The sequence below is a fragment of the Streptomyces sparsogenes subsp. cuspidosporus genome, assembly GCF_039532705.1.
GTDB lineage: Bacteria > Actinomycetota > Actinomycetes > Streptomycetales > Streptomycetaceae > Streptomyces > Streptomyces sparsogenes.
In genome coordinates, this window is record NZ_BAAASD010000023.1 from 39,224 (window position 1) to 62,212 (window position 22,989).

25 protein-coding genes and 1 riboswitch are annotated in these 22,989 nt (G+C 72.5%); of the genes, 9 read left to right on the top strand and 16 right to left on the bottom strand.

Annotated features, from left to right (window positions below; translation table 11 throughout):
- Positions 1-33: 33 nt before the first annotated feature.
- Positions 34-951 (top strand): coiled-coil domain-containing protein, encoded by a 918-nt coding sequence (locus ABFY07_RS24775; RefSeq protein ID WP_346176603.1) that lies wholly within the window; start codon positions 34-36, stop codon positions 949-951.
- A gap of 62 nt (positions 952-1,013) precedes the next feature.
- On the opposite strand, the gene ABFY07_RS24780 is transcribed toward ABFY07_RS24775, so the two are convergent.
- Positions 1,014-2,660, bottom strand: coding sequence for an MFS transporter (locus tag ABFY07_RS24780; RefSeq protein WP_428836999.1), 1,647 nt, complete (start codon positions 2,658-2,660; stop codon positions 1,014-1,016).
- A gap of 461 nt (positions 2,661-3,121) precedes the next feature.
- On the opposite strand from ABFY07_RS24780, the gene ABFY07_RS24785 reads away from it, so the two are divergent.
- The gene (locus ABFY07_RS24785) at positions 3,122-3,910 is read left to right on the top strand and encodes an ABC transporter ATP-binding protein (protein ID WP_065963695.1); all 789 of its coding nucleotides are present in this window, start codon (positions 3,122-3,124) and stop codon (positions 3,908-3,910) included.
- Positions 3,907-6,483, top strand: coding sequence for an ABC transporter permease (locus ABFY07_RS24790; RefSeq protein ID WP_346176604.1), 2,577 nt, complete (start codon positions 3,907-3,909; stop codon positions 6,481-6,483). The genes ABFY07_RS24785 and ABFY07_RS24790 overlap by 4 nt, the downstream gene beginning before the upstream one ends.
- A gap of 168 nt (positions 6,484-6,651) precedes the next feature.
- Here ABFY07_RS24790 and ABFY07_RS24795 read toward each other — a convergent pair whose 3' ends face one another.
- From ABFY07_RS24795 to ABFY07_RS24835, 9 genes are all read right to left on the bottom strand, one after another.
- A complete protein-coding gene (locus ABFY07_RS24795; protein WP_346176605.1) occupies positions 6,652-6,930 on the bottom strand; it encodes a gas vesicle protein K in 279 nt (92 codons plus the stop codon).
- Positions 6,927-7,151 carry a gas vesicle protein gene (locus tag ABFY07_RS24800; RefSeq protein WP_065963703.1) on the bottom strand — a complete coding sequence of 75 codons (225 nt, stop codon included), beginning with the start codon at positions 7,149-7,151 and terminating at the stop codon, positions 6,927-6,929. Before ABFY07_RS24800 ends, ABFY07_RS24795 begins: the two co-directional genes overlap by 4 nt.
- The gene (locus tag ABFY07_RS24805; RefSeq protein ID WP_346176606.1) at positions 7,148-7,996 is read right to left on the bottom strand and encodes a GvpL/GvpF family gas vesicle protein; all 849 of its coding nucleotides are present in this window, start codon (positions 7,994-7,996) and stop codon (positions 7,148-7,150) included. Before ABFY07_RS24805 ends, ABFY07_RS24800 begins: the two co-directional genes overlap by 4 nt.
- Positions 7,993-8,370 carry a gas vesicle protein gene (locus ABFY07_RS24810; protein ID WP_346176607.1) on the bottom strand — a complete coding sequence of 126 codons (378 nt, stop codon included), beginning with the start codon at positions 8,368-8,370 and terminating at the stop codon, positions 7,993-7,995. The genes ABFY07_RS24805 and ABFY07_RS24810 overlap by 4 nt, the downstream gene beginning before the upstream one ends.
- Positions 8,371-8,444: 74 nt before the next feature.
- Entirely contained in the window at positions 8,445-8,699 is a 255-nt protein-coding gene (locus tag ABFY07_RS24815; protein WP_346176608.1) for a gas vesicle protein GvpG, read from the bottom strand.
- A 1-nt stretch (position 8,700) separates the two neighbouring features.
- The gene (locus tag ABFY07_RS24820) at positions 8,701-9,468 is read right to left on the bottom strand and encodes a GvpL/GvpF family gas vesicle protein (RefSeq protein ID WP_346176609.1); all 768 of its coding nucleotides are present in this window, start codon (positions 9,466-9,468) and stop codon (positions 8,701-8,703) included.
- 4 nt (positions 9,469-9,472) lie between these two features.
- On the bottom strand, positions 9,473-10,006 hold the full coding sequence (gene gvpJ / locus ABFY07_RS24825) for a gas vesicle protein GvpJ (protein WP_346176610.1): 534 nt from the start codon (positions 10,004-10,006) through the stop codon (positions 9,473-9,475).
- Positions 10,007-10,080: 74 nt separating this feature from the next.
- Positions 10,081-10,392 (bottom strand): gas vesicle protein GvpO, encoded by a 312-nt coding sequence (locus tag ABFY07_RS24830; protein ID WP_346176611.1) that lies wholly within the window; start codon positions 10,390-10,392, stop codon positions 10,081-10,083.
- A 242-nt stretch (positions 10,393-10,634) separates the two neighbouring features.
- Positions 10,635-10,931: a hypothetical protein gene (locus ABFY07_RS24835; protein ID WP_346176673.1), complete on the bottom strand. Its 297-nt coding sequence runs from the start codon at positions 10,929-10,931 to the stop codon at positions 10,635-10,637.
- Between ABFY07_RS24835 and ABFY07_RS24840 the strand changes: the two genes are divergently transcribed.
- From ABFY07_RS24840 to ABFY07_RS24850, 3 genes are all read left to right on the top strand, one after another.
- Positions 10,819-11,949 (top strand): MFS transporter, encoded by a 1,131-nt coding sequence (locus ABFY07_RS24840; RefSeq protein ID WP_346176612.1) that lies wholly within the window; start codon positions 10,819-10,821, stop codon positions 11,947-11,949. The two genes, ABFY07_RS24835 and ABFY07_RS24840, sit on opposite strands and share 113 nt — an antisense overlap.
- A 118-nt stretch (positions 11,950-12,067) precedes the next feature.
- A complete protein-coding gene (locus ABFY07_RS24845; RefSeq protein ID WP_065963714.1) occupies positions 12,068-12,706 on the top strand; it encodes an ATP-dependent Clp protease proteolytic subunit in 639 nt (212 codons plus the stop codon).
- 1 nt (position 12,707) lies between these two features.
- Positions 12,708-13,310 carry a ClpP family protease gene (locus ABFY07_RS24850; protein WP_065963716.1) on the top strand — a complete coding sequence of 201 codons (603 nt, stop codon included), beginning with the start codon at positions 12,708-12,710 and terminating at the stop codon, positions 13,308-13,310.
- 163 nt (positions 13,311-13,473) lie between these two features.
- Here the strand turns inward: ABFY07_RS24850 and ABFY07_RS24855 are convergent, their stop codons facing one another.
- The 3 genes from ABFY07_RS24855 to ABFY07_RS24865 form a co-directional block, all read right to left on the bottom strand.
- Positions 13,474-13,905, bottom strand: a complete 432-nt coding sequence (locus ABFY07_RS24855; RefSeq protein WP_346176613.1) for a helix-turn-helix domain-containing protein — start codon at positions 13,903-13,905, stop codon at positions 13,474-13,476.
- A 72-nt stretch (positions 13,906-13,977) separates the two neighbouring features.
- Entirely contained in the window at positions 13,978-14,337 is a 360-nt protein-coding gene (locus tag ABFY07_RS24860; RefSeq protein WP_346176614.1) for a hypothetical protein, read from the bottom strand.
- Complete coding sequence (locus tag ABFY07_RS24865) at positions 14,334-14,813, bottom strand: hypothetical protein (RefSeq protein ID WP_346176615.1); 480 nt, start codon at positions 14,811-14,813, stop codon at positions 14,334-14,336. Before ABFY07_RS24865 ends, ABFY07_RS24860 begins: the two co-directional genes overlap by 4 nt.
- 173 nt (positions 14,814-14,986) lie before the next feature.
- A riboswitch (guanidine-III (ykkC-III) riboswitch) is annotated at positions 14,987-15,056 on the top strand.
- A 31-nt stretch (positions 15,057-15,087) separates the two neighbouring features.
- Here ABFY07_RS24865 and sugE point away from each other — a divergent pair.
- Together sugE and mfd are read left to right on the top strand one after the other, a co-directional pair.
- Entirely contained in the window at positions 15,088-15,408 is a 321-nt protein-coding gene (gene sugE, locus ABFY07_RS24870; RefSeq protein WP_065963719.1) for a quaternary ammonium compound efflux SMR transporter SugE, read from the top strand.
- 192 nt (positions 15,409-15,600) lie between these two features.
- Positions 15,601-19,137: a transcription-repair coupling factor gene (gene mfd, locus ABFY07_RS24875; protein WP_346176616.1), complete on the top strand. Its 3,537-nt coding sequence runs from the start codon at positions 15,601-15,603 to the stop codon at positions 19,135-19,137.
- A gap of 105 nt (positions 19,138-19,242) precedes the next feature.
- Here the strand turns inward: mfd and ABFY07_RS24880 are convergent, their stop codons facing one another.
- Positions 19,243-20,496, bottom strand: coding sequence for a nucleotidyl transferase AbiEii/AbiGii toxin family protein (locus tag ABFY07_RS24880; protein ID WP_346176617.1), 1,254 nt, complete (start codon positions 20,494-20,496; stop codon positions 19,243-19,245).
- A 197-nt stretch (positions 20,497-20,693) separates the two neighbouring features.
- Positions 20,694-21,362: a hypothetical protein gene (locus ABFY07_RS24885; RefSeq protein ID WP_346176618.1), complete on the bottom strand. Its 669-nt coding sequence runs from the start codon at positions 21,360-21,362 to the stop codon at positions 20,694-20,696.
- A 175-nt stretch (positions 21,363-21,537) separates the two neighbouring features.
- Here ABFY07_RS24885 and ABFY07_RS24890 point away from each other — a divergent pair, with 175 nt between their 5' ends.
- A complete protein-coding gene (locus tag ABFY07_RS24890; protein ID WP_346176619.1) occupies positions 21,538-21,936 on the top strand; it encodes a DUF1330 domain-containing protein in 399 nt (132 codons plus the stop codon).
- A gap of 18 nt (positions 21,937-21,954) precedes the next feature.
- Here the strand turns inward: ABFY07_RS24890 and ABFY07_RS24895 are convergent, their stop codons facing one another.
- Positions 21,955-22,872, bottom strand: coding sequence for a phosphorothioated DNA-binding restriction endonuclease (locus ABFY07_RS24895; protein WP_346176620.1), 918 nt, complete (start codon positions 22,870-22,872; stop codon positions 21,955-21,957).
- Between the last annotated feature and the right edge of the window lie 117 nt (positions 22,873-22,989).

A 22,989-nucleotide genomic window follows, 5' to 3' on the forward strand; every position in this document is an offset into this window, starting at 1 on the left:
GCGGTTGCATGCCGGACAAAAGGGGTTCCAAGGATGGGCGCATCGGTGTCACGTCAAGGTTTCACCATCGGCGGACGGGGCCGCGGCTACCGCCCCGAGCAGGTCGACCGCGCTCTGGCGGAGTTGTCCGACGCCCGCGACGCGGCGTGGGAGCGGGCCGCGCGGCTGACCGTGCTGAGCAATGAGCTGTCCGCCGAGGCCGAGCGGCTGCGCGAGGCGGTCGCCCAGCTGGCCCCCCAGACCTACGAATCGCTGGGCGACCGGGCGCGGCTGATTCTGTTCGCGGCCGAGGAGGAGGCCGCGAGCCTGCGGGCGCGCGCCGAGGCCTCGGCGCAGGAGCTGTGGGACGCCGCGCGGGCCGCGGCCCGTACGGTCGAGGAGGCCGCCCGCGAGGAGGCCGAGCGGGTGCGGGCCGCCGCCGAGGCGTCCGCGCGCGCCACCCTGGAGTCGGCCCAGGCCGATGTGGACGAACTGCGCGCCGCCTCGCGGCAGGACGCCAAGGAGTGGCGGGGCGAGGCCCTGTCCGCGCTGAAGGAGACGCGGCAGCGCAGCGCCGCCGTCCTGGCCGAGCTGGAGCGGGACCACGCCGAGCGCTGGGAGGCGGCGGGCCGGGAGATCGCCGAGCGGGAGGCCGCGGTGGCCGAGGGCGTGGCGCAGATGGAGGAGCGCGCGCAGCGGAAGCTCGCCGAGGCCAAGCGGGAGTACGCGATGGCCGAGCAGGCGGCGCGGCTGCGGCAGGAGGACGCCCAGGCGCAGGCGGCGGAGATCATCGCGCAGGCGCGGGCCCGGGAGGAGCGTCTTGAGCGGGAGACGGAGCGGACGCTGCGCGAGCACGTGGAGCGGCGCGAGGAGCTCAAGTCGCATCTGGAGCATGTGCGGGGCAGCCTGGCGGCGCTGACCGGGCGGCCGGTCGCCGAGGACATCGGCTCGGCGCCGCAACCGGAAGCCTGACGGCCCGGCACCGGCCCCGGGACTTCGCCGCGCTCCCGCGCTCCCGCGCTCCCGGGGCCCCGTTACCCCGCCGTCCGCGCCTGCTCGTCGGCGCCCGTGGCGCCTTCCGGGCCGGTCGCCCCCGCCGCGCCCTGCTCCCCGTCGAGCCCGGCGGGGGTCCGGCGCGGGGCGAGGAACAGCAGGGTCAGCAGGGCCAGGACGGCGGCGCCCGCCGAGCCGACGTACACGTGCTCGACGGCGGTGTCGACCGCGCGCCGCAGATAGTCGGCGGCCTGGTCGGTGAGGGTGCCGGGGTGCTCGAGCGCGCGGGAGACCGAGTCGAGGTCGTCGGGCAGGCCGGGGCGGATGGCGGAGGGGGCCACCTCCAGGCGCCCGGTCAGCGTGGCGTTGGCGACGGCGCCGAAGACGGCCGCCCCCACGCATTGGCCGACCAGCCGGCAGAAGAGGATCGAGGCGGTCGCGGTGCCGCGCTCCGCCCAGCGTACGGACGACTGGACCCAGATGATCAGCGGTAGCTGGAAGAGACCGAGGGCCGCGCCGAGCAGCAGCATGATCAGCGCGGGCTGCCAGGCCGCGCCGGGGTCCGCGCCGGGGTAGGGGAGGAGCGGGAAGGCGAGCAGGACCAGCGCGGCGATCGAGACGCCGGTGATCGCGCAGCGCCGGAAGCCGATCCGGTTGTAGACGCGGCTGCTCAGGGCGGCGGAAATCGGCCAGCTGAGGGTCATGGCCGACAGCACGAACCCGGCCGCGATCGGGCCGAGGCCCAGGACCGACTGGCCGTAGGTGGGCAGGAAGACGGTCGGGGCGATCATCAGCAGGCCCAGCGCGCCGAGCGCGAGGTTGACGGCCGAGATCGTACGGCGGCGCCAGACCCAGCCGGGGATGATCGGCTCGGCGGCGCGGCGCTCGATCCACACGGTCCCGGCCATGCCCACCGCGCTGCCCGCGAACAGGGCGAGCGACGGCGCGGACAGCCAGGCCCAGGCCACCCCGCCCTGCACCAGCGCGGTCAGCAGCAGCCCGCCGGACACGAAGATCGCCAGGGCGCCCGCCCAGTCCACCCGGGAGGTGGCCACGGCCTCCCGGGCCGGCTCGTGCAGATGGCGGACGATCAGCAGCAGGGCGACGGCGCCGACCGGCAGGTTGATCAGGAAGATCCAGCGCCAGTCGGCGTATCCGGCGAGCAGCCCGCCGATGGCCGGGCCCGCCACGGAGGACAGGGCCCACACCGAGGAGAGCCGGGCCTGGATCTTCGGGCGCTCCTCGAGCGGGTACAGGTCGGCGGCGATGACCTGCACGGTGCCCTGCAGCGCGCCGCCGCCCAGGCCCTGGACGACGCGGAAGGCGATGAGGGAGCCCATGTCCCAGGCGCCCGCGCACAGCAGCGAGCCCAGCAGGAACAGCACGATCCCGAAGAGCAGGACGGGTTTGCGGCCGAAGGTGTCGGAGAGCTTGCCGTAGACCGGCAGACTGACCGTGACGGCGAGCAGATAGCCGGAGAACAGCCAGGAGAAGACGGAGAAGCCGCCGAGGTCGCCCACGATCTGGGGGATGGCCGTGGAGATGATGGTGGAGTCGAGCGCGGCGAGCGCCATGCCGAGCATCAGCGCGGCGGCGACGGGGCCCCGGCGGGCGGGGGGCGACGGGGCCGCCTCGGGGGTGGGGGGTCCGGTGTCCGAGCCTGTCCGCCGTCGTGCGGTGCCGCCCACCGTACGCACTCCTTCCCGGCCGAGCCGGGTCTCGGGGCTCGGTCGCCAGGTCCTTGTAATACCCACGATTCCATGCGGGATCGGGGGATGGGAAGCGGGCGTCCGCCCCCTGGAACAGCGGACTTGATCCTTCCGTAGCGTCAGGGTGCAGCCTCTACCCCGAGACGGGGTACGCCTGAGGTCTCACACCCCTAGGGGATGTCCACCCCTTCCTCCTACCCGGGGTTCGTACCGGCGGAGGAGGTTTCCGACCTGCGGCGCTCTTAGGGTGGCTATGGCCGGCCTGACCGGGAGGGTATGGCCAGCCCCACCACCGATAGGGAGCCAGGCACCATCGCGTCACCCCGTACGCCTGGACCACGCTTGAGGCACGCGGTCGACGACCGTTCGGCCCCCGCAGACGACGCAGACAACCCAGATGACGCAGTACCCGCAGAAGCAGACGACCTAGGAGAGTCACCGTGACAACCGCTGTATCGATTCCCAAGACCGGGGGCAGTGGGGGACATACGGCTGTTGCCGCCCGCGCACGCCAGGTGGTCAAGGCCTACGGCTCGGGGGAGACCCGCGTGGTCGCGCTCGACCATGTGGACGTCGACATAGCCCGTGGCCAGTTCACCGCCATCATGGGCCCATCGGGCTCCGGCAAGTCGACCCTGATGCACTGCCTCGCCGGGCTCGACACGGTGACCTCCGGTCAGATCTTCATCGACGAGACGGAGATCACCGGCCTCAAGGACAAGAAGCTCACCCAGCTGCGCCGCGACCGGATCGGCTTCATCTTCCAGGCGTTCAACCTGCTGCCCACGCTCAACGCCCTGGAGAACATCACGCTGCCCATGGACATCGCGGGCCGCAAGCCGGACCGCGGCTGGCTGGACCGCGTGGTGGAGACGGTGGGTCTCTCGGGGCGGCTCAAGCACCGGCCGAACCAGCTCTCCGGCGGTCAGCAGCAGCGCGTCGCCGTGGCGCGGGCCCTCGCCGCCCGCCCCGAGATCATCTTCGGTGACGAGCCCACCGGAAACCTGGACTCCAGGGCGGGCGCCGAGGTGCTCGGCTTCCTGCGGCGCTCGGTGGACGAGCTGGGCCAGACCATCGTGATGGTCACCCACGACCCGGTCGCCGCCGCGTACGCCAACCGGGTGCTGTACCTGGCCGACGGCCGGATCGTCGACGAGATGTACAACCCCACCGCCGAGCTGGTCCTCGAGCGCATGAAGAGCTTCGACGCGCGCGGGCGGGTGTCATGACCGTCTTCAAGACCTCGATGCGCAATTTCTTCGCGCACAAGGGACGCATGGCCCTGTCGGCCATCGCCGTCCTGCTGTCGGTGGCCTTCGTGACCGGCACTCTCGTCTTCACCGACACCACCAACGCCACCTTCGACCAGCTCTTCGCGAGCACCAGCCCCGATGTCTCCGTCAAGTCGAAGAACGCGGGCGGCAGCCAGAACAGCGCCCAGACCGGCAGGATCGAGACGGTGCCCGGCGCCCGGATGGCCGACCTGAAGAAGGTCAAGGGCGTCAAGTCGGTGGTCGGTGACATCAGCACCGAGACCGTCACCGTCGTCGACAAGAACAACGACGACATCGGCCCCAGCTCCGGCGCCCCGACCGTCGCCACCAACTGGGACGCGACCGAGCTCCTCTCGGTGGACGTGACCTCCGGCCACCAGCCGCGCGGCCCCACCGAGGTGATGCTCGACGCCGACACCGCCAAGAACAAGAAGCTGAAGATCGGCGACGAGCTGCGGCTCATCGCCGTGCCCGGCGAGTTCCGAGCCAAGATCGTGGGCCTGGCCGCCTTCAAGGTGACCAACCCCGGTGCCACCATCGTCTACACGGACACCGACACCGCGCAGCGCAAGCTGCTCGGCCGCCCCGGCGTGTACACCAGCTTCGCCCTCACCGCCCAGCCCGGCGTCAGCAACGACCAGCTGAAGAAGGACGTGGTCGCGGCCATCGGCGACGGCTTCAAGGTGCAGACGAAGGCGGAGGTCACCGAGGAGGGCAAGGACGACATCGGGTCCTTCCTGGACATCATGAAGTACGCGATGCTCGGCTTCGCCGGGATCGCCGTCCTGGTCGGCATCTTCCTCATCGTCAACACCTTCTCCATGCTGGTCGCCCAGCGCACCCGCGAGATCGGCCTGATGCGCGCCATCGGCTCCAGCCGCAAGCAGGTCAACCGGACCGTGCTCATCGAGGCGCTGCTGCTCGGCGTGGTCGGCTCGGTCCTCGGCATCCTGGGCGGCGTCGGCCTCGCCGTCGGGCTGATGAAGCTCATGGGCAACATGGGCCTGAACATCAGCACCGACCAGCTCACGGTCAAGCCCGCCACACCTGTCATCGGCCTCGTCATCGGCATCGTCGTCACCCTCATCTCGGCGTACATCCCCGCCCGACGCGCCGGGAAGATCTCCCCGATGGCGGCCCTGCGGGACGCGGGCACCCCGGCGGACGCCAAGGCCGGGCGCATCCGGGCCGTGGTCGGCCTGCTGCTCACGGCGGCGGGCACGCTGGCCCTGGTGGTGGCGGCGAAGGCGGACAAGGCGACCGACGGGTCGATGTTCCTGGGCCTGGGCGTGGTGCTGACCCTGGTCGGCTTCATCGTCATCGGCCCGCTGCTGGCCGGCCTGGTGGTCCGGGTGCTGGCCGCCGTCATTCTGCGGATCTTCGGCCCGGTCGGCCGCATGGCCGAGCGGAACGCGCTGCGCAACCCCCGGCGCACCGGCGCCACCGGTGCCGCCCTGATGATCGGCCTGGCGCTGGTCGCCTGTCTGTCGGTGGTCGGCTCCTCGATGGTCGCCTCGGCCAGCGAAGAGCTCGACAAGTCGGTCGGCGCGGACTTCATCATCCAGTCCGACGGCGGCAAGCCGATCACCTCGGAGATCGAGAAGGCGGTGACCGGGGCGAAGGGCCTGGACCACGTCAGCGACTTCAAGGACATCCGCGACGCCAAGATCACCACGCCTGACGGCAAGACCACCACCGACAACCTGGCGGCCTCCGACCCGACGCTCGCGGACGACCTCCGCACCCCCGCCGTCGACGGCTCGCTCGCCGACGCCTACGGCAAGGACGCCATCTCGCTGCCCGAGGGCTTCGCCAAGGACCACAAGGCGAAGAAGGGCGACACGGTCACCGTCGCCTTCAAGGGCGGCCGGACGGCCAAGCTCAAGGTCGCCGTCATCACCTCGGACGACACCTCGCTCAACAAGGGCGCCAAGTACCTGAACATCACCACGGTCGAGCGCTACGTCCCGGCCGACAAGGTCCCGGCGGACCTGATGATGCTGGCGGCCGCCAAGGACGGCCAGGAGAAGGAGGCGTACGCCTCGCTCAAGGCCCAGCTCGACCGGTATCCGCAGGTCAAGGTCCGGGACCAGACCGACTACAAGAAGCTGATGAAGGACCAGATCGGGCAGCTGCTCAACCTGGTCTACGGCCTGCTGGCCCTCGCGATCATCGTCGCCGTCCTCGGTGTGGTGAACACCCTGGCGCTGTCGGTGGTCGAGCGGACCCGCGAGATCGGCCTGATGCGCGCCATCGGTCTGTCCCGCCGTCAGATGCGCCGCATGATCCGCCTGGAGTCGGTCGTGATCGCGCTCTTCGGCGCCCTGCTGGGCCTCGGTCTCGGCATGGGCTGGGGGGCCACGGCGCAGAAGCTGCTGGCACTCGAGGGCCTGAAGACCCTGGACATCCCGTGGCCGACGATCATCACCGTCTTCATCGGCTCGGCCGTGGTCGGCCTGGTCGCCGCGCTGCTCCCGGCCTTCCGGGCCGGCCGGATGAACGTGCTGAACGCCATCGCCACCGAGTAACCCCGACTGAACAGATATCACCTGGCCACTGCCCCTCCGTGGGGGTGAGGGGCAGCGGATGGGCCCGGCGCGCTCGAAGGGAGCGCGCCGGGCCCGGCGGGTTTCCGCGACCCGGACGGAAACAGGTTCGTGATCGTGCAGTGAGCGGCGGGCGTCGGTCGCGGGGCGTCAGTCGCGGGGGAGCAGGGTACCCAGCGGCCCGAGGTCCAGATTGAGGTCCTCGGGCCGCAGGCCGTGCTGGGCGCACAGCTCCGCCATCCGCTGGTCCAGGAGCATCAGCGTGGTGCCGATGCGCTCGACCTGCTCCTCGCTCAGCCCGCCGGCGTCGATCCGGCGCAGGGCCTGGCGTTCCATCAGCTGCCGGAGGAGTTCCACGACCGTGAGGACGAGCGCGACCAGGTCGCGGCCCACCGAGTCGGCGTCCAGGTCGAGCCTGCCGCCGCTCACAGCGGGCCGCCGTCGGTCCACGGGGCGGGGACGCGCTCGTTGACCGAGGAGAGCAGGGCGTGGAGGGACAGCCGTACGAGGGGCACCTCCGCGATGGCGATGACCACGTCGCCGCTGATGACGACCCCGGTGGCCAGCACCCGGTCGAGCAGGTCCACGAGCGGCACGCCGATCGGCCCGTGTGCTTCCGCGGGGGCGGTCCCCCAGGCGGCCGTCGTCATCGGGGGACGCTCCCGTCGGCGAAGGAGTAGGGGGCCCACGGGCCCGAGAGCTCGATCTGGACGTCCGTCTCCTCCCGGCGCAGCGCCTCCAGCGTGGCGCGCAGTTCGTCCGCGCGGGCGCTGTCGACGAGATAGGCGGCGTTGAGTAGGTGGGTGCGGTGCGCCCCGGTGACCTCCACACCGTGCGGGCGCAGCCGCCGCGCGGCCACGGCGAGGCCGCGTACCACCGCGTCCACCCGCTCCGCGGCCTGAAGCGCCGCGTTCTGCCGCCGCTCGCGGAGCTGCCGGCGGCCGCGTACGCGCTCCAGATAGGCCCGTCCGCTGCCCGCCGGGGTGTCGGGCGTGGTGCCGGGCGGGGTGCAGGGCGAGAGGGCGGATGCGGCGCCGGGCGAGCGGGCCGGGGAAGGGGTGGGGGAGGGGGCGAGGGAGTCCAGGGGCGCGGGGGCGGTGTAGACCTTCACCCCCCACTCGACCCGGCCGGTGAGCCGGCCGAGCGCGGCGAGGAAGGACTCCTCCTTCTCGCGCAGCGCCGCGCGGACCCGTGCGTCGCCGAGATAGAGGGTGGCGAAGGGCAGCGGCACGGTCGGCGTGACGGCCGACGCGGCCATGATCACCTCATGGTGGGCGCGGGCGCAGCGCTCCAGTTCCTCGCGGTCGGTGAGCCGTTGCCGCAAGGCGTCCTCCGCGAAGTCCGCGGCGGGCACGTCCTGGACGACGGCGGTGAGCGGGCCCGCGGCCAGAGTGCGTACGGGGGCGGCGGCGTCCAGCCCCGGCAGGCCCGCCAGGGCCGCGGGGTCGCACCGCCGGCAGACGGCGAAGGCGTAGATGACCGTGGGGGACGTCATCCGCCCCTCCTCTCCTCGGTGCCGGTGCCGGTGCCGGCGGCGCTCAGCTCGGGCGTGTCGCCGGCGCCGGGTTCCAGCGCCGCCAGGCGCTCGCGCAGCCGCGCGTTCTCCTCGGCGAGGGCGTCGCGCGCGGCGCGGGAGGACAGCGCCGGGTCGGTCTCCCACCAGTCGATGCCGGCCCTGCGGGCGGTGTCGACGGACGACACGAACAACCGGAGCCGGATGGTGAGCAGTTCGATGTCGAGCAGGTCGATCTTGATGTCGCCGGCGATGACGATGCCCTTGTCGAGCACCCGCTCCAGGATCTCGGCGAGGTTGGCCGTGGGCGGGGCCGTGCCCAGGGGTGTCCTGCCCGTCAGCTCGTGTTCAGTCACGGCGTCTCACCATCCGCGTCTCACCCTCCGTCTCTCACCCTTCGCCTCACCGGCCGCGTCTCACTGGCCGCGTCTCACCGGTTGTGTCTCACCGGCAGGGACGGGACCGAGCGCTCCAACAGGTCGAGCAGCCGGTCTTCCTCCCGCTCGAACTCCTCGGGGCCGATCGCCCCCGCCTCCAGGTCCTCGTTCAGCTCGGCGAGCCTGGCGCGCAGGACCGCCGGGTCGTGCAGCTCGTGCTCCGCGGCGTCCACCAGGCAGTCCGCGATCCAGATCACGCCCCGCACCGGCGCCATGGGGAGGAGGACCAGCCCGCTCAGCAAGCCCATGTCACGCTCCGCTCCGTACGGGCTCGGTCTCCCGGCGGGCGGTTCCCGGGGCGGGGTCCACGAAGCTGTAGCAGGGCAGCGGCCCGGTGAGCCGCAGCTCGACATGGTCGTGGTGGCCCGCCGCGAAGCGCTCCACCACGGCCCGGAACCGCTCCTGATCGCCGCGGTCGAGCAGGAAGGACACGTTGAGCACGCACCCCCGCACCTCGGGCCCGGCCACCCGCTCCACCGCCATGGCGGACAGCTCGGCGACCACCGCGGCCGACGCGGTGGCGGCCCGCCCCGTCAGCCCCCGCGCCACAGCCTCGCCGAGCCGCACACTCGCCTCGTAGCCCGGCGACCGGCGAGCCGCGGCGCGCGCCCGGGCCACCTCGGGGTTCTCCCGGACCAGCGCGGGCAGCCCGGACTGGACCGGCAGGGCCTTGAGATTCATCTCGACCCGGCCGTCGAGACGGTCGAGGGTGGCGAGATACGCGCTCCGCGAGGCGGTCAGCTGCCCCCGTACGGACTCCTCGTCGGCGGCGATCATCCCGAAGCGCATGGGCAGCACCGGGCCGTCCGCCGTCAGCGCCAGCGCGAGCTTCTGGTGGGCGAGCAGGTCGCGCCGCTTGGCGCGCAGACCGGGCGGGGCGTCGCTGACCACGGCGGCCAACTCCCCGGCGCGCACCGTACGCACCGGGGCCGGGTCGGCGCCCACCCCCGTGCGGCCGGGCGGCAGCGGGTGGGAGGCGCGGACGACGCCGTAGACGTACAGGCCCTGTGCGGCCATGGGGTCAGTCCTCCCTGTCTTCGCGGTCGTCCTCGATACGGCGGCGGGCGCGGGCGGTGCGCTTGAGCGGGCGGCGCTCGCCCTCTCCGCGCTCGTCCTCGTCCCGCGCGCGCTCGCTCTCCTCGGCCTCGTCCTCACCCTCGGCCTCGTCCTCGTCCGCCCCGTCGTGGCCGGTCACGGCCCTTTTGACCTTGCCGCCCACGGACTCCACCGCCTTCTTGGCCGTCTTCTTGGCCGCCTTCTTGCCGAGGCTCGCGGCCGGGCCCGAGCCCAGCAGCTCGGGCACCGTCGTGCTGCTGCGGTCGAATTCCAGGTCCAGGCGGTTGCACGCCTCGGCGAAGCGGAGGTACGTGTCCACGCTCGCCACGACGATGCGGGCGTCGACCTTCAGGATCTCGATGCCGACCAGGGAGACCCTGAGGAAGACGTCGATCACCATGCCGCGGTCGAGGATCAGTTCGAGGACGTCGTAGAGGTTTCCCGAGCGCGAGACGCAGACGACCTCGTCGGTGTGGGTGGGTGCGTAGGTGGGGGCCATGATCGGAGCGTCCTTTCGATGGCTGGGCCCGGCCGCGCCGACCGGTCCCGCCCGGCGCGACCGACGCGGCCTGGTCAGCAGTCGTCGGCCGAGCCGCGCCGGTAGCGGCGGACTCTCCGGTACGCGCGGAGCTCCCCCCGCTCGTCGATGTCGACCTCGTAGGTGGCCAGCAGGCTCGTCGTGTCGGGGATCCGGGCGACTTCCACGACGTCCACGCTGACGCGCCAGCCGTCCTCGACCCGGCACACGGCACTGACCCCCTCGGTGGGGTGGGTTATCAGAGCGGCGAGCCGTTCGCAGGCGAGGCCGGCCGCCTCCGCCGCGCCGGTCCGGCGGGGTGCGCGGTCCGCCTTCGGGGGAGATGTGTGCCGCTCTCGCTCTGCCATGTGCATCAGTGTGTTCACATGGCGTGTCCGGCCGCCCCCTGAGATGGGCCGATACGGTGGCCCCCTCCCACCGTCGGCCCAAGCGGCGCGGTGGGTGGTGGGGGCCGGCGGGTGGTCGGGCCCGGCGTGCGGTGGACTCGGCGTGCCGTGGGGCCGGGGTGCGGTGGGGGCCGGGGGTGCGGCGGGGTCGGCGTGCGGTGGACTCGACGTGCGGTGGCGAGAAAACGGCGTCATCCTCTGCGTCAGCGTTGGTGTCGGGATCCCGCCAGTGTTTCGTCAGGGCTCTTGATGAGCTGGTGATCAATCAGCTCATCAACGCCCGACAAAGAGCGGAAACCCATGCCCACAGACGCCGCGACATCCGCCGGAACCACCGAAGCGGCGAGTCGCCCAGCCACGACCTCATGGCCGGCGGTGGTCTCGGTGATGATGGGGATATTCTCCATCGTCACCACGGAGATCCTGCCCATCGGCTTGCTGACCTCCATCGGTTCGAGCTTCACCGTCTCGGACGGAATGGCCGGGCTGATGATGACCATGCCCGGGTTCCTGGCGGCGCTCTCCGCCCCTCTGGTCACCGCGGCCACGGCGCGCATCGACCGCCGGCTGATGCTGTGTGCCTTCGTTCTTCTGCTGGCCCTGGCCAACTTCCTCGCCGCGGCGGCCCCGGGCTACTGGCTCGTGCTCGTCTCCAGGGTGCTGGTGGGGATCACCATCGGCGGCTTCTGGTCCATCGGAGCCGGGCTGGCGGGCCGCCTCGTACCGGCCGACGCGGTCGGGCGGGCGACCGCGGTCATCTTCTCGGCGGTGCCGCTGGGGTCGGTACTCGGCGTCCCTCTGGGCACCCTGATCGGAGACATCGCCGGGTGGCGGACGGCGTTCGTCGCCCTGGGGGTGCTGTCCGCCGCCGTCTTCGTCGCGCTGCTGCTGGTGCTTCCCCCGCTCCCGCCCGAGCAGGCCACCCGCCTGGCCGTGCTCGGCGGCATGCTGCGGAGCGTCAACACCCGCTTCGCGCTGGCCACGACCTTTCTCATCGTGCTCGCCCATTTCGGGGCCTACACCTACATCAACCCGTTCCTGGAACAGGTCACCCACGTGGGTCCCGGCCTGACCACCGTCTTCCTGTTCCTCTACGGCGCCGCGGGGATCGCCGGCAACTTCATCGCCGGGTCCCGCGCGGCCCGCCATCCGCGCGCCACGTTCGCGGTCGCGGCGGCGCTGATCGCGACATCCGCCTCGCTGTTGCCGGTGCTGGGGCAATGGCGCGCCGGGGCGGTCGCCCTTCTGGTGGTCTGGGGGATGGCGTACGGTGCCGTCCCGGTCTGCTCCCAGACGTGGTTCGCCAAGTCGGCTCCCCACGCGCTGGAGGCGTCATCGGTGCTGTTCACCGCGTCGTTCCAGGCGACCCTCTCGCTCGGAGCGCTGGTCGGAGGTGTCGTCGTCGACCAGTTCTCCCCTTCGGCGGTCATGACGTTCGGTGGCGTCACCGCGGTGTTGACGGCGCTGGTCGTATGGCTCCACCACGCCAGGCGAATCGACTGGCCCGGGGGCGACTAGGCGGCGGTGCGGCGTCTCTGCCCGTGGCGAATCTGCGGCGGGCAGAGAAACCGCATCCGGGGATCTCCCGCGGTCAAGAGTGGAGTCGACGGCCCCCCTGCCTCGACAAGGAGACCAGATGACTCCACTCACCACGCTCGCGCCGCGCGCGGAGGAGGGCGACACACCGCCCAGCCGCTTCGACGACCACCTCGCGGCGCAGCTGCTCGCCCAGCGGATCGTCCTCCTCGGCACCCAGGTCGACGACGTGTCGGCCAACCGGGTGTGCGCGCAACTGCTGTTGCTCTCGGCGGAGGACCCGCGCACCGACATCTGCCTGTACATCAACAGCCCCGGCGGGTCGGTCACCGCGGGTCTGGCCATCTACGACACCATGCGGCTCATCCCGAACGACGTCTCGACGCTGGCGATGGGATTCGCCGCCAGCATGGGCCAGTTCCTGCTCACCGTGGGGGCGTCCGGCAAGCGGTTCGCGCTGCCGAACGCGCGGATCATGATGCACCAGCCCTCGGCGGGCATCGGGGGCACCGCCGCGGACATCGAGATCCAGGCGGAGAACCTGGAGTTCACCAAGAAGGCCATCGAGCGGATCACCGCCGAGCACACCGGGCAGAGCGAGGAGACGATCGCTCGGGACGGCGACCGGGACCGCTGGTTCACGGCCGAGCAGGCCAGGGAGTACGGGATCGTGGACCGGGTGGTGGAGTCGCTCACCGACATCCGCCCGGCCACCTCGCGCCGACGGATGGGGTTGTGACATGGGCTCGTACACGGTTCCCTACGTCATCGAGCGCACCGCGCAGGGTGAGCGGTCCTACGACGTCTTCAGCCGGCTGCTGAACGAGCGGATCATCTTCCTCGGCACCGAGATCGACGACGGGGTGGCCAATGTGGTCATCGCCCAACTCCTGCACCTGGAGTCGGCGAACCCGGAGCGCGAGATCTCGATCTATCTCAACTCGCCCGGGGGATCGTTCACTTCGCTGATGGCAATCTACGACACCATGACGTTCGTGCAGGCCCCGATCTCCACGTTCTGCGTCGGTCAGGCCGCGTCGACGGCGGCGGTGCTGCTGGCCGGCGGAGATCCCGGGCGACGGTTCGTGCTCCAGCACGCGCGGGTGCTGCTCGGCCAGCCGGCCAGCGGCGGCCGGCAGGGGACGGTCTCCGACCTCAGCCTCGCGGCCAAGGAAATGGTCCGCATCCGCTCGCAGGTGGAGGAGGTCCTGGCCCGGCACACGCATCACGACGTGGCGACGCTGCGCGCGGACATGGACCGGGAGAAGGTGCTCACCGCCGAGGAGGCCGTCGCCTACGGGCTCGCCGACGAGGTGCTGAGCCGACGGCTCGCGTTCGTCTGACCGCGCGGGCCGTGGCCCGGAGGCCGCGATCCGGCCGGTACGGCGGCGGTGCGCCCCGCCGTACCGGCCGAGGTGCGGGCCGCCGTACGAGCCTTCGCGCCGGCCGCCGTACGGCCCCTCGCACCGGCCGCCGTCCAGGCCGTCGTACGAACCGTCGGTTCGGTCAGGCGGCGAGGCAGAGGCCGTCGTACTGGGCCGTGGGCGACGTGCGGCCCCGCCCCACCCGGCTCCTGGCGTGCCGGGCCAGCTCGTTCTGGGCGAGCGAGAGCAGGTCGCCGAGGCCCAGCCCGAGGGCCTGGGCGGCGGCCGCGAGCACCTCCGAGGAGGCCTCCTTGCGTCCGCGCTCCAGCTCCGACAGGTACGGCATCGAGATCCGGGCCGCCTCCGCGACGTCCTTGAGCGTGCGCTCCTGGGCGAGCCGCTCGCGCCGCAGCACATCGCCGACGAGGTCGCGCCACAGGGGCTCCCTCGGCACGGGTGTCCGTGGGGCTCCCGTCGGCCGCTCCGGGGCGGGGGCCGCCCCACCGGAACGGGGCGGCGCGGTCTGCGGACGCAGGGGTATGACGCGGGCTTCGTTCGGCGCATGAGTGCTCACCCGTTCAGCCTAGGGATCCGGGGCGCGGGGGGAAGGGAGCGGCGTTCTGCCCTGGGTGAAGCCGGGCGGGGTTCAGCGGTGATCCGTGGCGCGAGGATGCCCTGTCCCCGCGAAAGTGATCCAGCAGGTCTCACGAGCGGTGTCCAGGAGGTACCAGATCCGTCCTCCACCGGTCACTTCGAGCTGCCACTGCTCACAGGTCCGCCCCCGATGGGTGCCGTGCGCCAGACCACCCTTCAGCCGATGGTGCCGGGATGTCTCGGCGACCGGCCTGGGGCCGGTGCGCATGATGATCCACGCGCGGTAGGTGTTCTCGCGTGCCTGTTGTGCGAGGCTTTCCCAACCCTTGGCCGAGGCCGCGTCCGCGAAGCGGACCTCCCAGTGGCCCTGCGGCGCCGGTGGCGCGGCCCGGTCACCGCGGCCCGCGCTCACGCGATGTCCCGTGGGTCCGGTGCCGCGCCGTAGTCCTCGCCGTGGTCCCTGGTCAGTGCGGCCAGCAGCTCGGGGTCGGAGTAGGCCTCGGCGGTGTGCTGCCATGCGATGAGCAGCTGAGCCACCGAAGCACTGTTGCCGACGGAGTCGGCAGCTCTCATGGTGTCGACCAGTTCGACAGCAAAGGCGTGCACGTCGGCCTCGGGCAGGAAGCGGACCCAGGGGAAAGCGTCCGGCAGTATGTCCAGAAGCAGCTCCATGCTGCCGGGCTCCCGGTGTGCCATCGCGGTGAGCATGCGGGTGGCGGCCGACACGACGGTCTGGTCCTGCTCGGCCCGTGCCGCTGTGGTGAGGACCAGGTCCTCCCCGTCTCTGCGGTGCAGGAGCAGCCGGGGCGACTCCTTGAGCCGGGCCAGCGTCTGCTTGTTCTTGTTCACCAGCTCGGAGAAATTCACGGCGGCGTTCTCAGTTGCCATGACTTTGAAAGTACTTCGAAACCCGGCCCCTCGCCATGACCCGCTGCCTCCTTCACCCGAAAGGAGGTGGGTGCCGACAGGGTCAGGGCTTGGCGGTCAGTCTCTCCTTCGCCACCGACTCCCCGGCGCTTGACCGGCGCGGTCGGGGACGGGCAGGAGGGAGGAGGCCCGACGCCGCCCTTGTTACAGTGGCAGGGCCCGACGAGACGCGCCGTACCGGGATGCAGGCAAAGACGACGCACCACCGTAAGCCCGTGTTTCGGAGGTGCCTGTCATGGCCTGGGTTCTGCTCGTCGTCGCCGGTCTGCTCGAGGTCGGCTGGTCCGTGGGGATGAAGTACACCGACGGCTTCACCCGGCTCGTCCCCAGCGTGTTCACCGGTGCGGGCATCGTCGCCAGCATGCTGCTGCTCTCCTACGCCAGCAGGACCCTGCCCATCGGCACCGCCTACGGCGTCTGGGTGGGCATCGGGGCGGCCGGGGCGGCGGTGCTCGGCATGGTCGTGCTGGGGGAGCCCGCGACGGCGGCCCGGATCTTCTTCGTGGCACTGCTGCTGGTCGCCGTGGTGGGGCTCAAGGCGACCTCCGGCCACTGAACCCGCCCGCCTCCCGGGACGAGGACCACGACGAGGACCGCGAAGGGCGCGGCGCGGGGGCGCGGGGGCACTCCGGGGTACGGCGGACCCGGCGGACGTTGTCGGCGGGGGGCCGTACTCTGGAAGACCCCCGGCCCGTGTCACGTGTCGGGCCCTTCGCGTTGTTCGCCTCCGGGATGGAATTAGCCCCTTATGAGCCTCACCGGTCTGCTCGACGCCGTCGTACGGGACCCCGCGCTCGCCGAGGCGGTCCAGGCCGCCGCGTCCGGCGGGCGCCACCACGTCGACCTGGTCGGCCCGCCCGCCGCCCGCCCCTTCGCCGTCGCCGCGCTGGCGCGCTCCGCCGGGCGGCCGGTGCTGGCGGTGACCGCGACGGGGCGGGAGGCCGAGGATCTGGCCGCCGCGCTGCGCTCGCTGCTGCCGCCGGACGGGGTGGTGGAGTACCCGTCCTGGGAGACGCTGCCGCACGAGCGGCTGTCGCCGAGGTCGGACACGGTCGGCCGGCGGCTGGCCGTGCTGCGGCGGCTGGCGCACCCGAGTGCGGACGACCCGGCGGCAGGGCCGGTGTCCGTGGTGGTCGCGCCGGTGCGGTCCGTGCTTCAGCCGCAGGTCAAGGGGTTGGGGGACCTGGAGCCGGTCAGTCTGCGGTCGGGGCAGAGCGCCGATCTCCAGGAGGTGGTCGACGGCCTGGCGGCCGCCGCGTACTCCCGGGTGGAGCTGGTCGAGAAGCGCGGCGAGTTCGCGGTGCGCGGCGGGATCCTGGATGTCTTCCCGCCGACCGAGGAGCATCCGCTGCGGATCGAGTTCTGGGGCGACGATGTCGAGGAGATCCGCTATTTCAAGGTCGCCGACCAGCGGTCGCTGGAGGTGGCCGAGCACGGGCTGTGGGCCCCACCCTGCCGTGAGCTGCTGCTGACCGAGGAGGTGCGGGAGCGGGCCGCGGCGCTGGCCGAGGAGCACCCGGAGCTCGGCGAGCTGCTGGGCAAGATCGCCGAGGGGATCGCGGTCGAGGGCATGGAGTCGCTCGCGCCCGTGCTGGTGGACGACATGGAGCTGCTGCTGGACGTGATGCCGGCGGGCAGCATGGCCGTGGTGTGCGACCCGGAGCGGGTGCGGACCAGGGCGGCGGACCTGGTGGCGACGAGCCAGGAGTTCCTCCAGGCGTCCTGGGCGGCCACGGCCGGGGGAGGGGAGGCCCCGATCGACGTGGGCGCCGCCTCGCTGTGGGGCATCGCCGACGTCCGGGACCGGGCGCGCGAGCTGGGCATGATGTGGTGGTCGGTGAGCCCGTTCGCGGCCACCGACGAGGATGTCGAGGAGGACACGCTCAAGCTGGGCATGCGCGCCCCCGAGACCTACCGGGGCGACACCGCCCGCGCGCTCGCCGACACCAAGGGATGGCTGGCCGACGGCTGGCGCACGGTGTACGTGACGGAGGGCCACGGCCCGGCCTCCCGCACCGTCGAGGTGCTCGGCGGCGAGGGCATCGCGGCGCGGCTGGACGGCGACCTGACCGAGATCAAGCCGTCCGTGGTGCATGTGGCCTGCGGCTCGATCGAGTACGGCTTCGTGGACCCGGGCCTCAGGCTGGCCGTGCTGACCGAGACCGACCTGTCCGGGCAGAAGGCGGCGGGCAAGGACGCGGCCCGGATGCCGGCCCGGCGGCGCAAGACCATCGACCCGCTGACCCTCCAGGCGGGCGACTTCATCGTCCACGAGCAGCACGGCGTCGGCCGCTACATCGAGATGGTGCAGCGCACCGTCCAGGGCGCCACCCGCGAGTACCTGGTCGTCGAGTACGCGCCCGCCAAGCGCGGCCAGCCCGGCGACCGGCTGTTCGTGCCGACCGACCAGCTGGAGCAGATCACCAAGTACGTGGGCGGCGAGGCCCCGACCCTGCACCGCCTGGGCGGCGCCGACTGGACGAAGACCAAGGCGCGCGCCAAGAAGGCCGTCAAGGAGATCGCGGCCGACCTGATCAAGCTGTACTCCGCCCGCATGGCCGCGCCCGGCCACGCCTTCGGGGCCGACACCCCCTGGCAGCGGGAGCTGGAGGACGCCTTCCCGTACGCGGAGACCCCCGACCAGCTGACCACCATCAGCGAGGTCAAGGAGGACATGGAGAAGTCGGTCCCGATGGACCGGCTGATCTGCGGCGACGTCGGCTACGGCAAGACCGAGATCGCGGTGCGGGCGGCCTTCAAGGCGGTCCAGGACGGCAAGCAGGTCGCGGTGCTGGTGCCGACCACGCTGCTGGTGCAGCAGCACTTCGGCACCTTCACCGAGCGGTACGGACAGTTCCCCGTGGTCGTCAAGGCGCTGTCCCGCTTCCAGACCGACACCGAGGCGAAGGCGGTCCTGGAGGGGCTGCGGGAGGGCTCGGTCGACGTGGTCATCGGCACCCACCGCCTCTTCTCCTCCGAGACCAAGTTCAAGGACCTGGGCCTGGTCATCGTGGACGAGGAGCAGCGCTTCGGCGTCGAGCACAAGGAGCAGCTGAAGAAGCTCCGGGCCAACGTGGACGTGCTGACCATGTCCGCCACTCCCATCCCGCGCACCCTGGAGATGGCGGTCACCGGCATCCGCGAGATGTCCACGATCACCACCCCGCCGGAGGAGCGCCACCCGGTGCTCACCTTCGTCGGCCCGTACGAGGAGAAGCAGATCGGCGCGGCGATCCGGCGCGAGCTGCTGCGCGAGGGCCAGGTCTTCTACATCCACAACCGCGTCGAGTCCATCGACCGGGCGGCGGCGCGGCTGCGCGAGATCGTCCCCGAGGCGCGGATCGCCACCGCGCACGGCCAGATGTCGGAGAGCGCGCTGGAGCAGGTCGTCGTCGACTTCTGGGAGAAGAAGTTCGATGTGCTCGTCTCGACGACGATCGTCGAGTCCGGCATCGACATCTCCAACGCCAACACGCTGATCGTCGAGCGCGGCGACAACTTCGGCCTCTCCCAGCTCCACCAGCTGCGCGGCCGCGTCGGCCGGGGGCGCGAGCGCGGCTACGCGTACTTTCTCTACCCGCCCGAGAAGCCCCTGACGGAGACCGCCCACGAGCGCCTGGCCACCATCGCCCAGCACACCGAGATGGGCGCGGGCATGTATGTGGCGATGAAGGACCTGGAGATCCGTGGCGCGGGCAATCTGCTCGGCGGCGAGCAGTCCGGCCATATCGCGGGGGTCGGCTTCGACCTGTACGTGCGCATGGTGGGCGAGGCCGTCGCCGACTACCGCGCCTCGCTGGAGGCGGGCGGGGAGCCGGAGGAGGCCCCGCTGGAGGTCAAGATCGAGCTGCCGGTCGACGCGCACGTCCCGCACGACTACGCGCCGGGCGAGCGGCTGCGCCTCCAGGCGTACCGGGCGATCGCCTCGGCGTCGAACGAGGAGGACATCCGCGCCGTCCGCGAGGAGCTCACCGACCGCTACGGCAAGCTGCCGGAGCCGGTGGAGAATCTGCTGCTGGTCGCGGGGCTGCGGCTGCTGGCGCGGGCCTGCGGGGTCGGCGACATCACGCTGCAGGGCTCCAACATCCGCTTCGGGCCGGTCGAGCTGCGCGAGTCGCAGGAGCTGAGGCTCAAGCGGCTGTATCCGCGGTCGGTGATCAAGCCCGCCACCAAGCAGGTGCTGGTGCCCCGGCCGGCGACGGCCAGGATCGGCGGGAAGCCGCTGGTGGGGCGGGAGCTGCTGGCGTGGACAGGCGAGTTCCTGACCACGATCGTGGGGGCGTAGCGGCGGGGGCCGGATTCGCGGTGAGTACGGGACGGCGACACGCCGACGCCACGGCGTGTCGCCGTCCCGTACTCACCGCAAACCCACCACGGGCTCGCCGCGCGGTCACCGCTCGCCGGCGAGCTGCCGCGCCGCCTCGACCGGGTCGCCGAGCACCTCCCGCAGCTGGTACGACTTGCGGCTGAAGGACCGGTACTCGTACACGATCTCGGCCGCGTCCACGATCCCGCAATCGGCGCGGCCCAGCAGCTCGCGCGTGATCACGATGGCGTTCTTCGCGGCCACGTACCGATCGACCAGGTGCTCCTGGAGCGCCTCCATGCCGGAGTCCGCCAGCAGCCGCCCGCAGTCCCGCGTCCACCCGGCCAGCCAGGCCGCCCGCTCCAGGTATTCGGCGGGCTCGCCGCTGCCGTCGTCGAGGGCCGCGAAGGTGGGGGCGAGGGCCTTGACGAGGCGGGTGCGGTATTCGCCGTGGCCGCCCTTGATGTGCGGATAGTCCTTCCGGAACTCGAACCAGTCCGCCTCGACGCTCCCGATCCACTCCAGGAGCACCGGATTCCGCTCGTAGTAGCCGCCCTCGACGCCCTCGAACACCCGGCGCAGCAGCTCGAAGGGCAGCTCGGTGGACTCGGCCAGCAGCACGGCGTCGTACAGGTCCTTGCCCTCCGGGTGCATGTCCGTGATCAGCCACAGGATCTTCCAGGCGAGGGAGAGCCCGGGCGTCGCCGCGTGGAGCCGGATCGGGGGCTCGGCGCTCTCCTCGGGAGCGTCCGGGCCGGCGTAGCGGGGGATGGCGGTGGGGGCGGAGGGCGCGGGCAGCCGCTCGTTGAAGACGAAGTCGAGCTGGACCGTGCCGGACGGCACCCCGTCCTCGCCGGGCGTCCACGGGATCACCAGACGCCGCCCGGGGACGCGGTCGTACGTCCAGATCTGGTCGCTGACCGCGCCCCGGGAGTCGACGCGGACCGGACCGCCCGCGCGCCGGGAGCGGAGGTCGGCGGCGCGCGCGATGCCCTCGATCATCCGGTCCGTGCGCTCGTCCTCCAGCTGCCAGGAGTCGGGGACCACGACGAAGTCGAGGTCGCCCGGCTCGCGCGCCGCCTTGCCGTACCAGGCCTTCAGCAGCACGCTGCCGCGCAGCACCAGATGGTCGGCCCAGGGCGAGTCCGCGACGGCGGCCAGGACGAGGTCCGTGGCGCGGCGGCGGGCCGCGTACCAGCGGCGGCCGGCCTCCGCGTCCTCGAACTGCGGCTCGCCGGCCCGCATCGCCCGCACGTGGTGGGCCATCGACGGGTCGAACACCGGGCGCTGCAGAACGCCTTCGCCGAGGACGGGCCGCAGCGACGTGGGCAGCCGCATGCGCGCGGCGGTCGCCGCGTCCAGCTCCTCCTGGGGGATGGTGCCGTCCTCCGGCCACGGGCCGTAGCCGAACGCCGTCCATGCCGATGCCGTCGATTCCGACGTGTCAGGTGCCCCCGACGTGTCAGGTGCCCCCGACGTGTCAGGTGACTCCGCCCCACCAGATGACTCCGCCGATGCCGATGGTGTCGACTCTGTCATCGCGCTGCCCCCTCCTCGGCCATCCAGCCCGCGTCCAGGCTCTCGTCGCTGTCATACACGACGAACTCCCGCTCCACCGAGAGGATTTCCGGGCCGCCCCCGCCGCCCGCCCGCAGCGCGGCCGTCAGCGCCTCCAGCCGGCGGCCCGCCGTGTCGCGGCCGACCAGCCGGCAGCGCTGGGTGAGGAAGCGCTCGGCCCGCCCGTCGGGGCGCACCCGGCGGGCGTTGCGGGACAGATGGGCGGAGTGGGCGGCGGCGAGCCCGGCGAGCGCGGGCGCCGCCCCGGGGGTGTCCAGCAGCAGCTTGACGTGGTGCTCGAAGTAGTAGCGGGGGCCGAGCGCCCGGCCGTCCTCGTCGGACGCGGGCACCCCCGCCGCCCACGGCGCCGCCTCGATCTTCGTCCGTACGACGGGGAAGCCCGCGCCGGCCAGCCCGGCGGCGGCCGCCTCGGCGGCGGAACGGGCCGCCGACAGCGCGCCGTCGGCGCGCAGGGTCAGCATCGGCTGGGAGGGCACCCGGCCGCGGTCGAGGACGATGTGCGCGAACTTCCAGCCGCGCCCCGCCGCGTACCGCTCCAGCGCGCGGTACGGGGAGGAGGCGTCCGCCCTCCCCGCGACGGGGCCGACCGTCAGATGGATCTCGAACTCGCCGGTGACCGTGAACACGTGTGCATGATCCCAGGCGAGCGGATCCGCAGACGCGGGCCCTCACCTCCCACGGCCCGCACCTCCCACGGCCCTTACCCCACAGGTAATCGACACCGCGCCCCGCCCGCGACAGCCTGGACGGGCACCCGGGCGCACCCCCAACCGACCGACCCGCCCGCCCCCTGGAGGAGCCATGCCCCGCGCCTTCGGACTCGCCCATCTGCGCAGCCGCAGCCCGCACCCCGACATCATCGAGTACCTGGAGCGGATCCAGGCCACGCTCGACCCCTACGGCGGACGCTTCGTCATCCACACCGCGGAGCTGGAGGTGGTGGAGGGCTCCTGGCCGGGGAGCGTGGTCCTGATCGAGTTCCCCGGCCCGGCGGAGGCCCGCGCCTGGTACGAGTCGCCCGCCTACCAGGAGATCCTGCGGCTGCGCACGGACCACATCGAGGGAGACCTGATCCTGGTCGAGGGCGTCGGGCCCGGCTACGACCCCACCGAGCGGGCCAGGAAGCTGCGCGCCGCCGACCCGGAGGGCTACGCCGGGGACCCGGAGGACCGCGCGGGGCCGGCGGCCCCGGCGTCGTAAACCCTCACCCTCCAGCCCTCACCCCCCGGCGGGTACGCGCGGCTTGCCGCGGAAGACCTGCGCCGTGTGCCAGTCGATGTGCTCCTCGGCCACCGGCGCGCTGCCCGCCCGGGGCCCGAGCACCGGCCGCCCCCCGAGCCGCAGCACATAGGTGTGGGCGGCCTCGCTGCGGCCGGTGAAGTGCCGCGACACCAGGATCCTCCGCTGCCCGTCGAGGCCCAGCACGCCCTTGTCGAAGAGCTTGTGGTGGAGGGAGCACAGACACAGCCCGTTGCCGAGGTCGTCCGGGCCCGCGAAGGCCCACCACCGCACATGCGCGGCCTCCAGGCCCACCGGCGCGGGCCGGCCCCTCCCGGCGCCCGGGCCGCCGAGCGCCCCGTCGAACCCGCAGAAAGCGCAGCGGTTCTCGTACGCGTCCAGCACCCGCTCGCGCATCTCGGCGGCCCCATGGCGTATCCGGCGGGTGCCGCGCGCCCCCGCGCCCCCGGTCAGGTCCAGCCCGACGGCGTCGGCGAGGTCGGAGTGGAGGGAGGGCGCGAAGTGCTGGTCGAGGAGGAGCTGGGCGAGGCGGCCGAGCAGCTCGGGGTCGGCGGTCAGCGCCTCGCGCAGGCCGGGCGCGAGCCGCCCGGCCGCGCCGCTGGCGCGCAGCAGGCCCAGCGCCGGGCCGGGGCTGCCCTCGCCGCTGCCGGTGCGCACCTCCCACACCCCGTCGTTCGCCAGGTGGTGGAACGGATACCCGGCGCTGGTGTCGCGCCGGGGCCCGTACTCCGCCAACAGCCGCTTGAGATCCGCCTCGACGTCGGTGAAGCGGAGCGCCTCGCCCGGGGCGCGCTGGAACCGGCCCAGCGCGTACAGCATGAGCAGCGGCTTGTGCGGCGCCCGCTCCCCGTTCTGCGACCACTGCCGCAGCGTGCGCACGCGCTCAGTCCATTCCATCCGGCCACGGTAGCGGGGGAGTCGGACAGTCCCCACGGCCTCCGTCGCCCCTTCTCCGGCGCTTCCGCCGGCCCGTACATTGGCGCGATGACCAACGAGCTGGTGAACGAGCCGGTG

Coding starts and splice junctions, on each gene's coding strand:
- ABFY07_RS24830 (WP_346176611.1), bottom strand. CDS start 10,392: ATGGCAGAGCGAGAGCGGCACACATCTCCCCCGAAGGCGGACCGCGCA.
- ABFY07_RS24790 (WP_346176604.1), top strand. CDS start 3,907: ATGACCGTCTTCAAGACCTCGATGCGCAATTTCTTCGCGCACAAGGGA.
- ABFY07_RS24805 (WP_346176606.1), bottom strand. CDS start 7,996: ATGACGTCCCCCACGGTCATCTACGCCTTCGCCGTCTGCCGGCGGTGC.
- sugE (WP_065963719.1), top strand. CDS start 15,088: ATGGCCTGGGTTCTGCTCGTCGTCGCCGGTCTGCTCGAGGTCGGCTGG.
- ABFY07_RS24835 (WP_346176673.1), bottom strand. CDS start 10,931: ATGGTCATCATCAGCCCGGCCATTCCGTCCGAGACGGTGAAGCTCGAA.
- ABFY07_RS24815 (WP_346176608.1), bottom strand. CDS start 8,699: ATGGGCTTGCTGAGCGGGCTGGTCCTCCTCCCCATGGCGCCGGTGCGG.
- ABFY07_RS24890 (WP_346176619.1), top strand. CDS start 21,538: ATGCCCCGCGCCTTCGGACTCGCCCATCTGCGCAGCCGCAGCCCGCAC.
- ABFY07_RS24880 (WP_346176617.1), bottom strand. CDS start 20,496: ATGCGGCTGCCCACGTCGCTGCGGCCCGTCCTCGGCGAAGGCGTTCTG.
- ABFY07_RS24845 (WP_065963714.1), top strand. CDS start 12,068: ATGACTCCACTCACCACGCTCGCGCCGCGCGCGGAGGAGGGCGACACA.
- ABFY07_RS24840 (WP_346176612.1), top strand. CDS start 10,819: ATGATGGGGATATTCTCCATCGTCACCACGGAGATCCTGCCCATCGGC.
- ABFY07_RS24820 (WP_346176609.1), bottom strand. CDS start 9,468: ATGGCCGCACAGGGCCTGTACGTCTACGGCGTCGTCCGCGCCTCCCAC.
- ABFY07_RS24800 (WP_065963703.1), bottom strand. CDS start 7,151: ATGACGACGGCCGCCTGGGGGACCGCCCCCGCGGAAGCACACGGGCCG.
- ABFY07_RS24865 (WP_346176615.1), bottom strand. CDS start 14,813: ATGGCAACTGAGAACGCCGCCGTGAATTTCTCCGAGCTGGTGAACAAG.
- gvpJ (WP_346176610.1), bottom strand. CDS start 10,006: ATGGCCCCCACCTACGCACCCACCCACACCGACGAGGTCGTCTGCGTC.
- ABFY07_RS24775 (WP_346176603.1), top strand. CDS start 34: ATGGGCGCATCGGTGTCACGTCAAGGTTTCACCATCGGCGGACGGGGC.
- ABFY07_RS24895 (WP_346176620.1), bottom strand. CDS start 22,872: ATGGAATGGACTGAGCGCGTGCGCACGCTGCGGCAGTGGTCGCAGAAC.
- mfd (WP_346176616.1), top strand. CDS start 15,601: ATGAGCCTCACCGGTCTGCTCGACGCCGTCGTACGGGACCCCGCGCTC.
- ABFY07_RS24850 (WP_065963716.1), top strand. CDS start 12,708: ATGGGCTCGTACACGGTTCCCTACGTCATCGAGCGCACCGCGCAGGGT.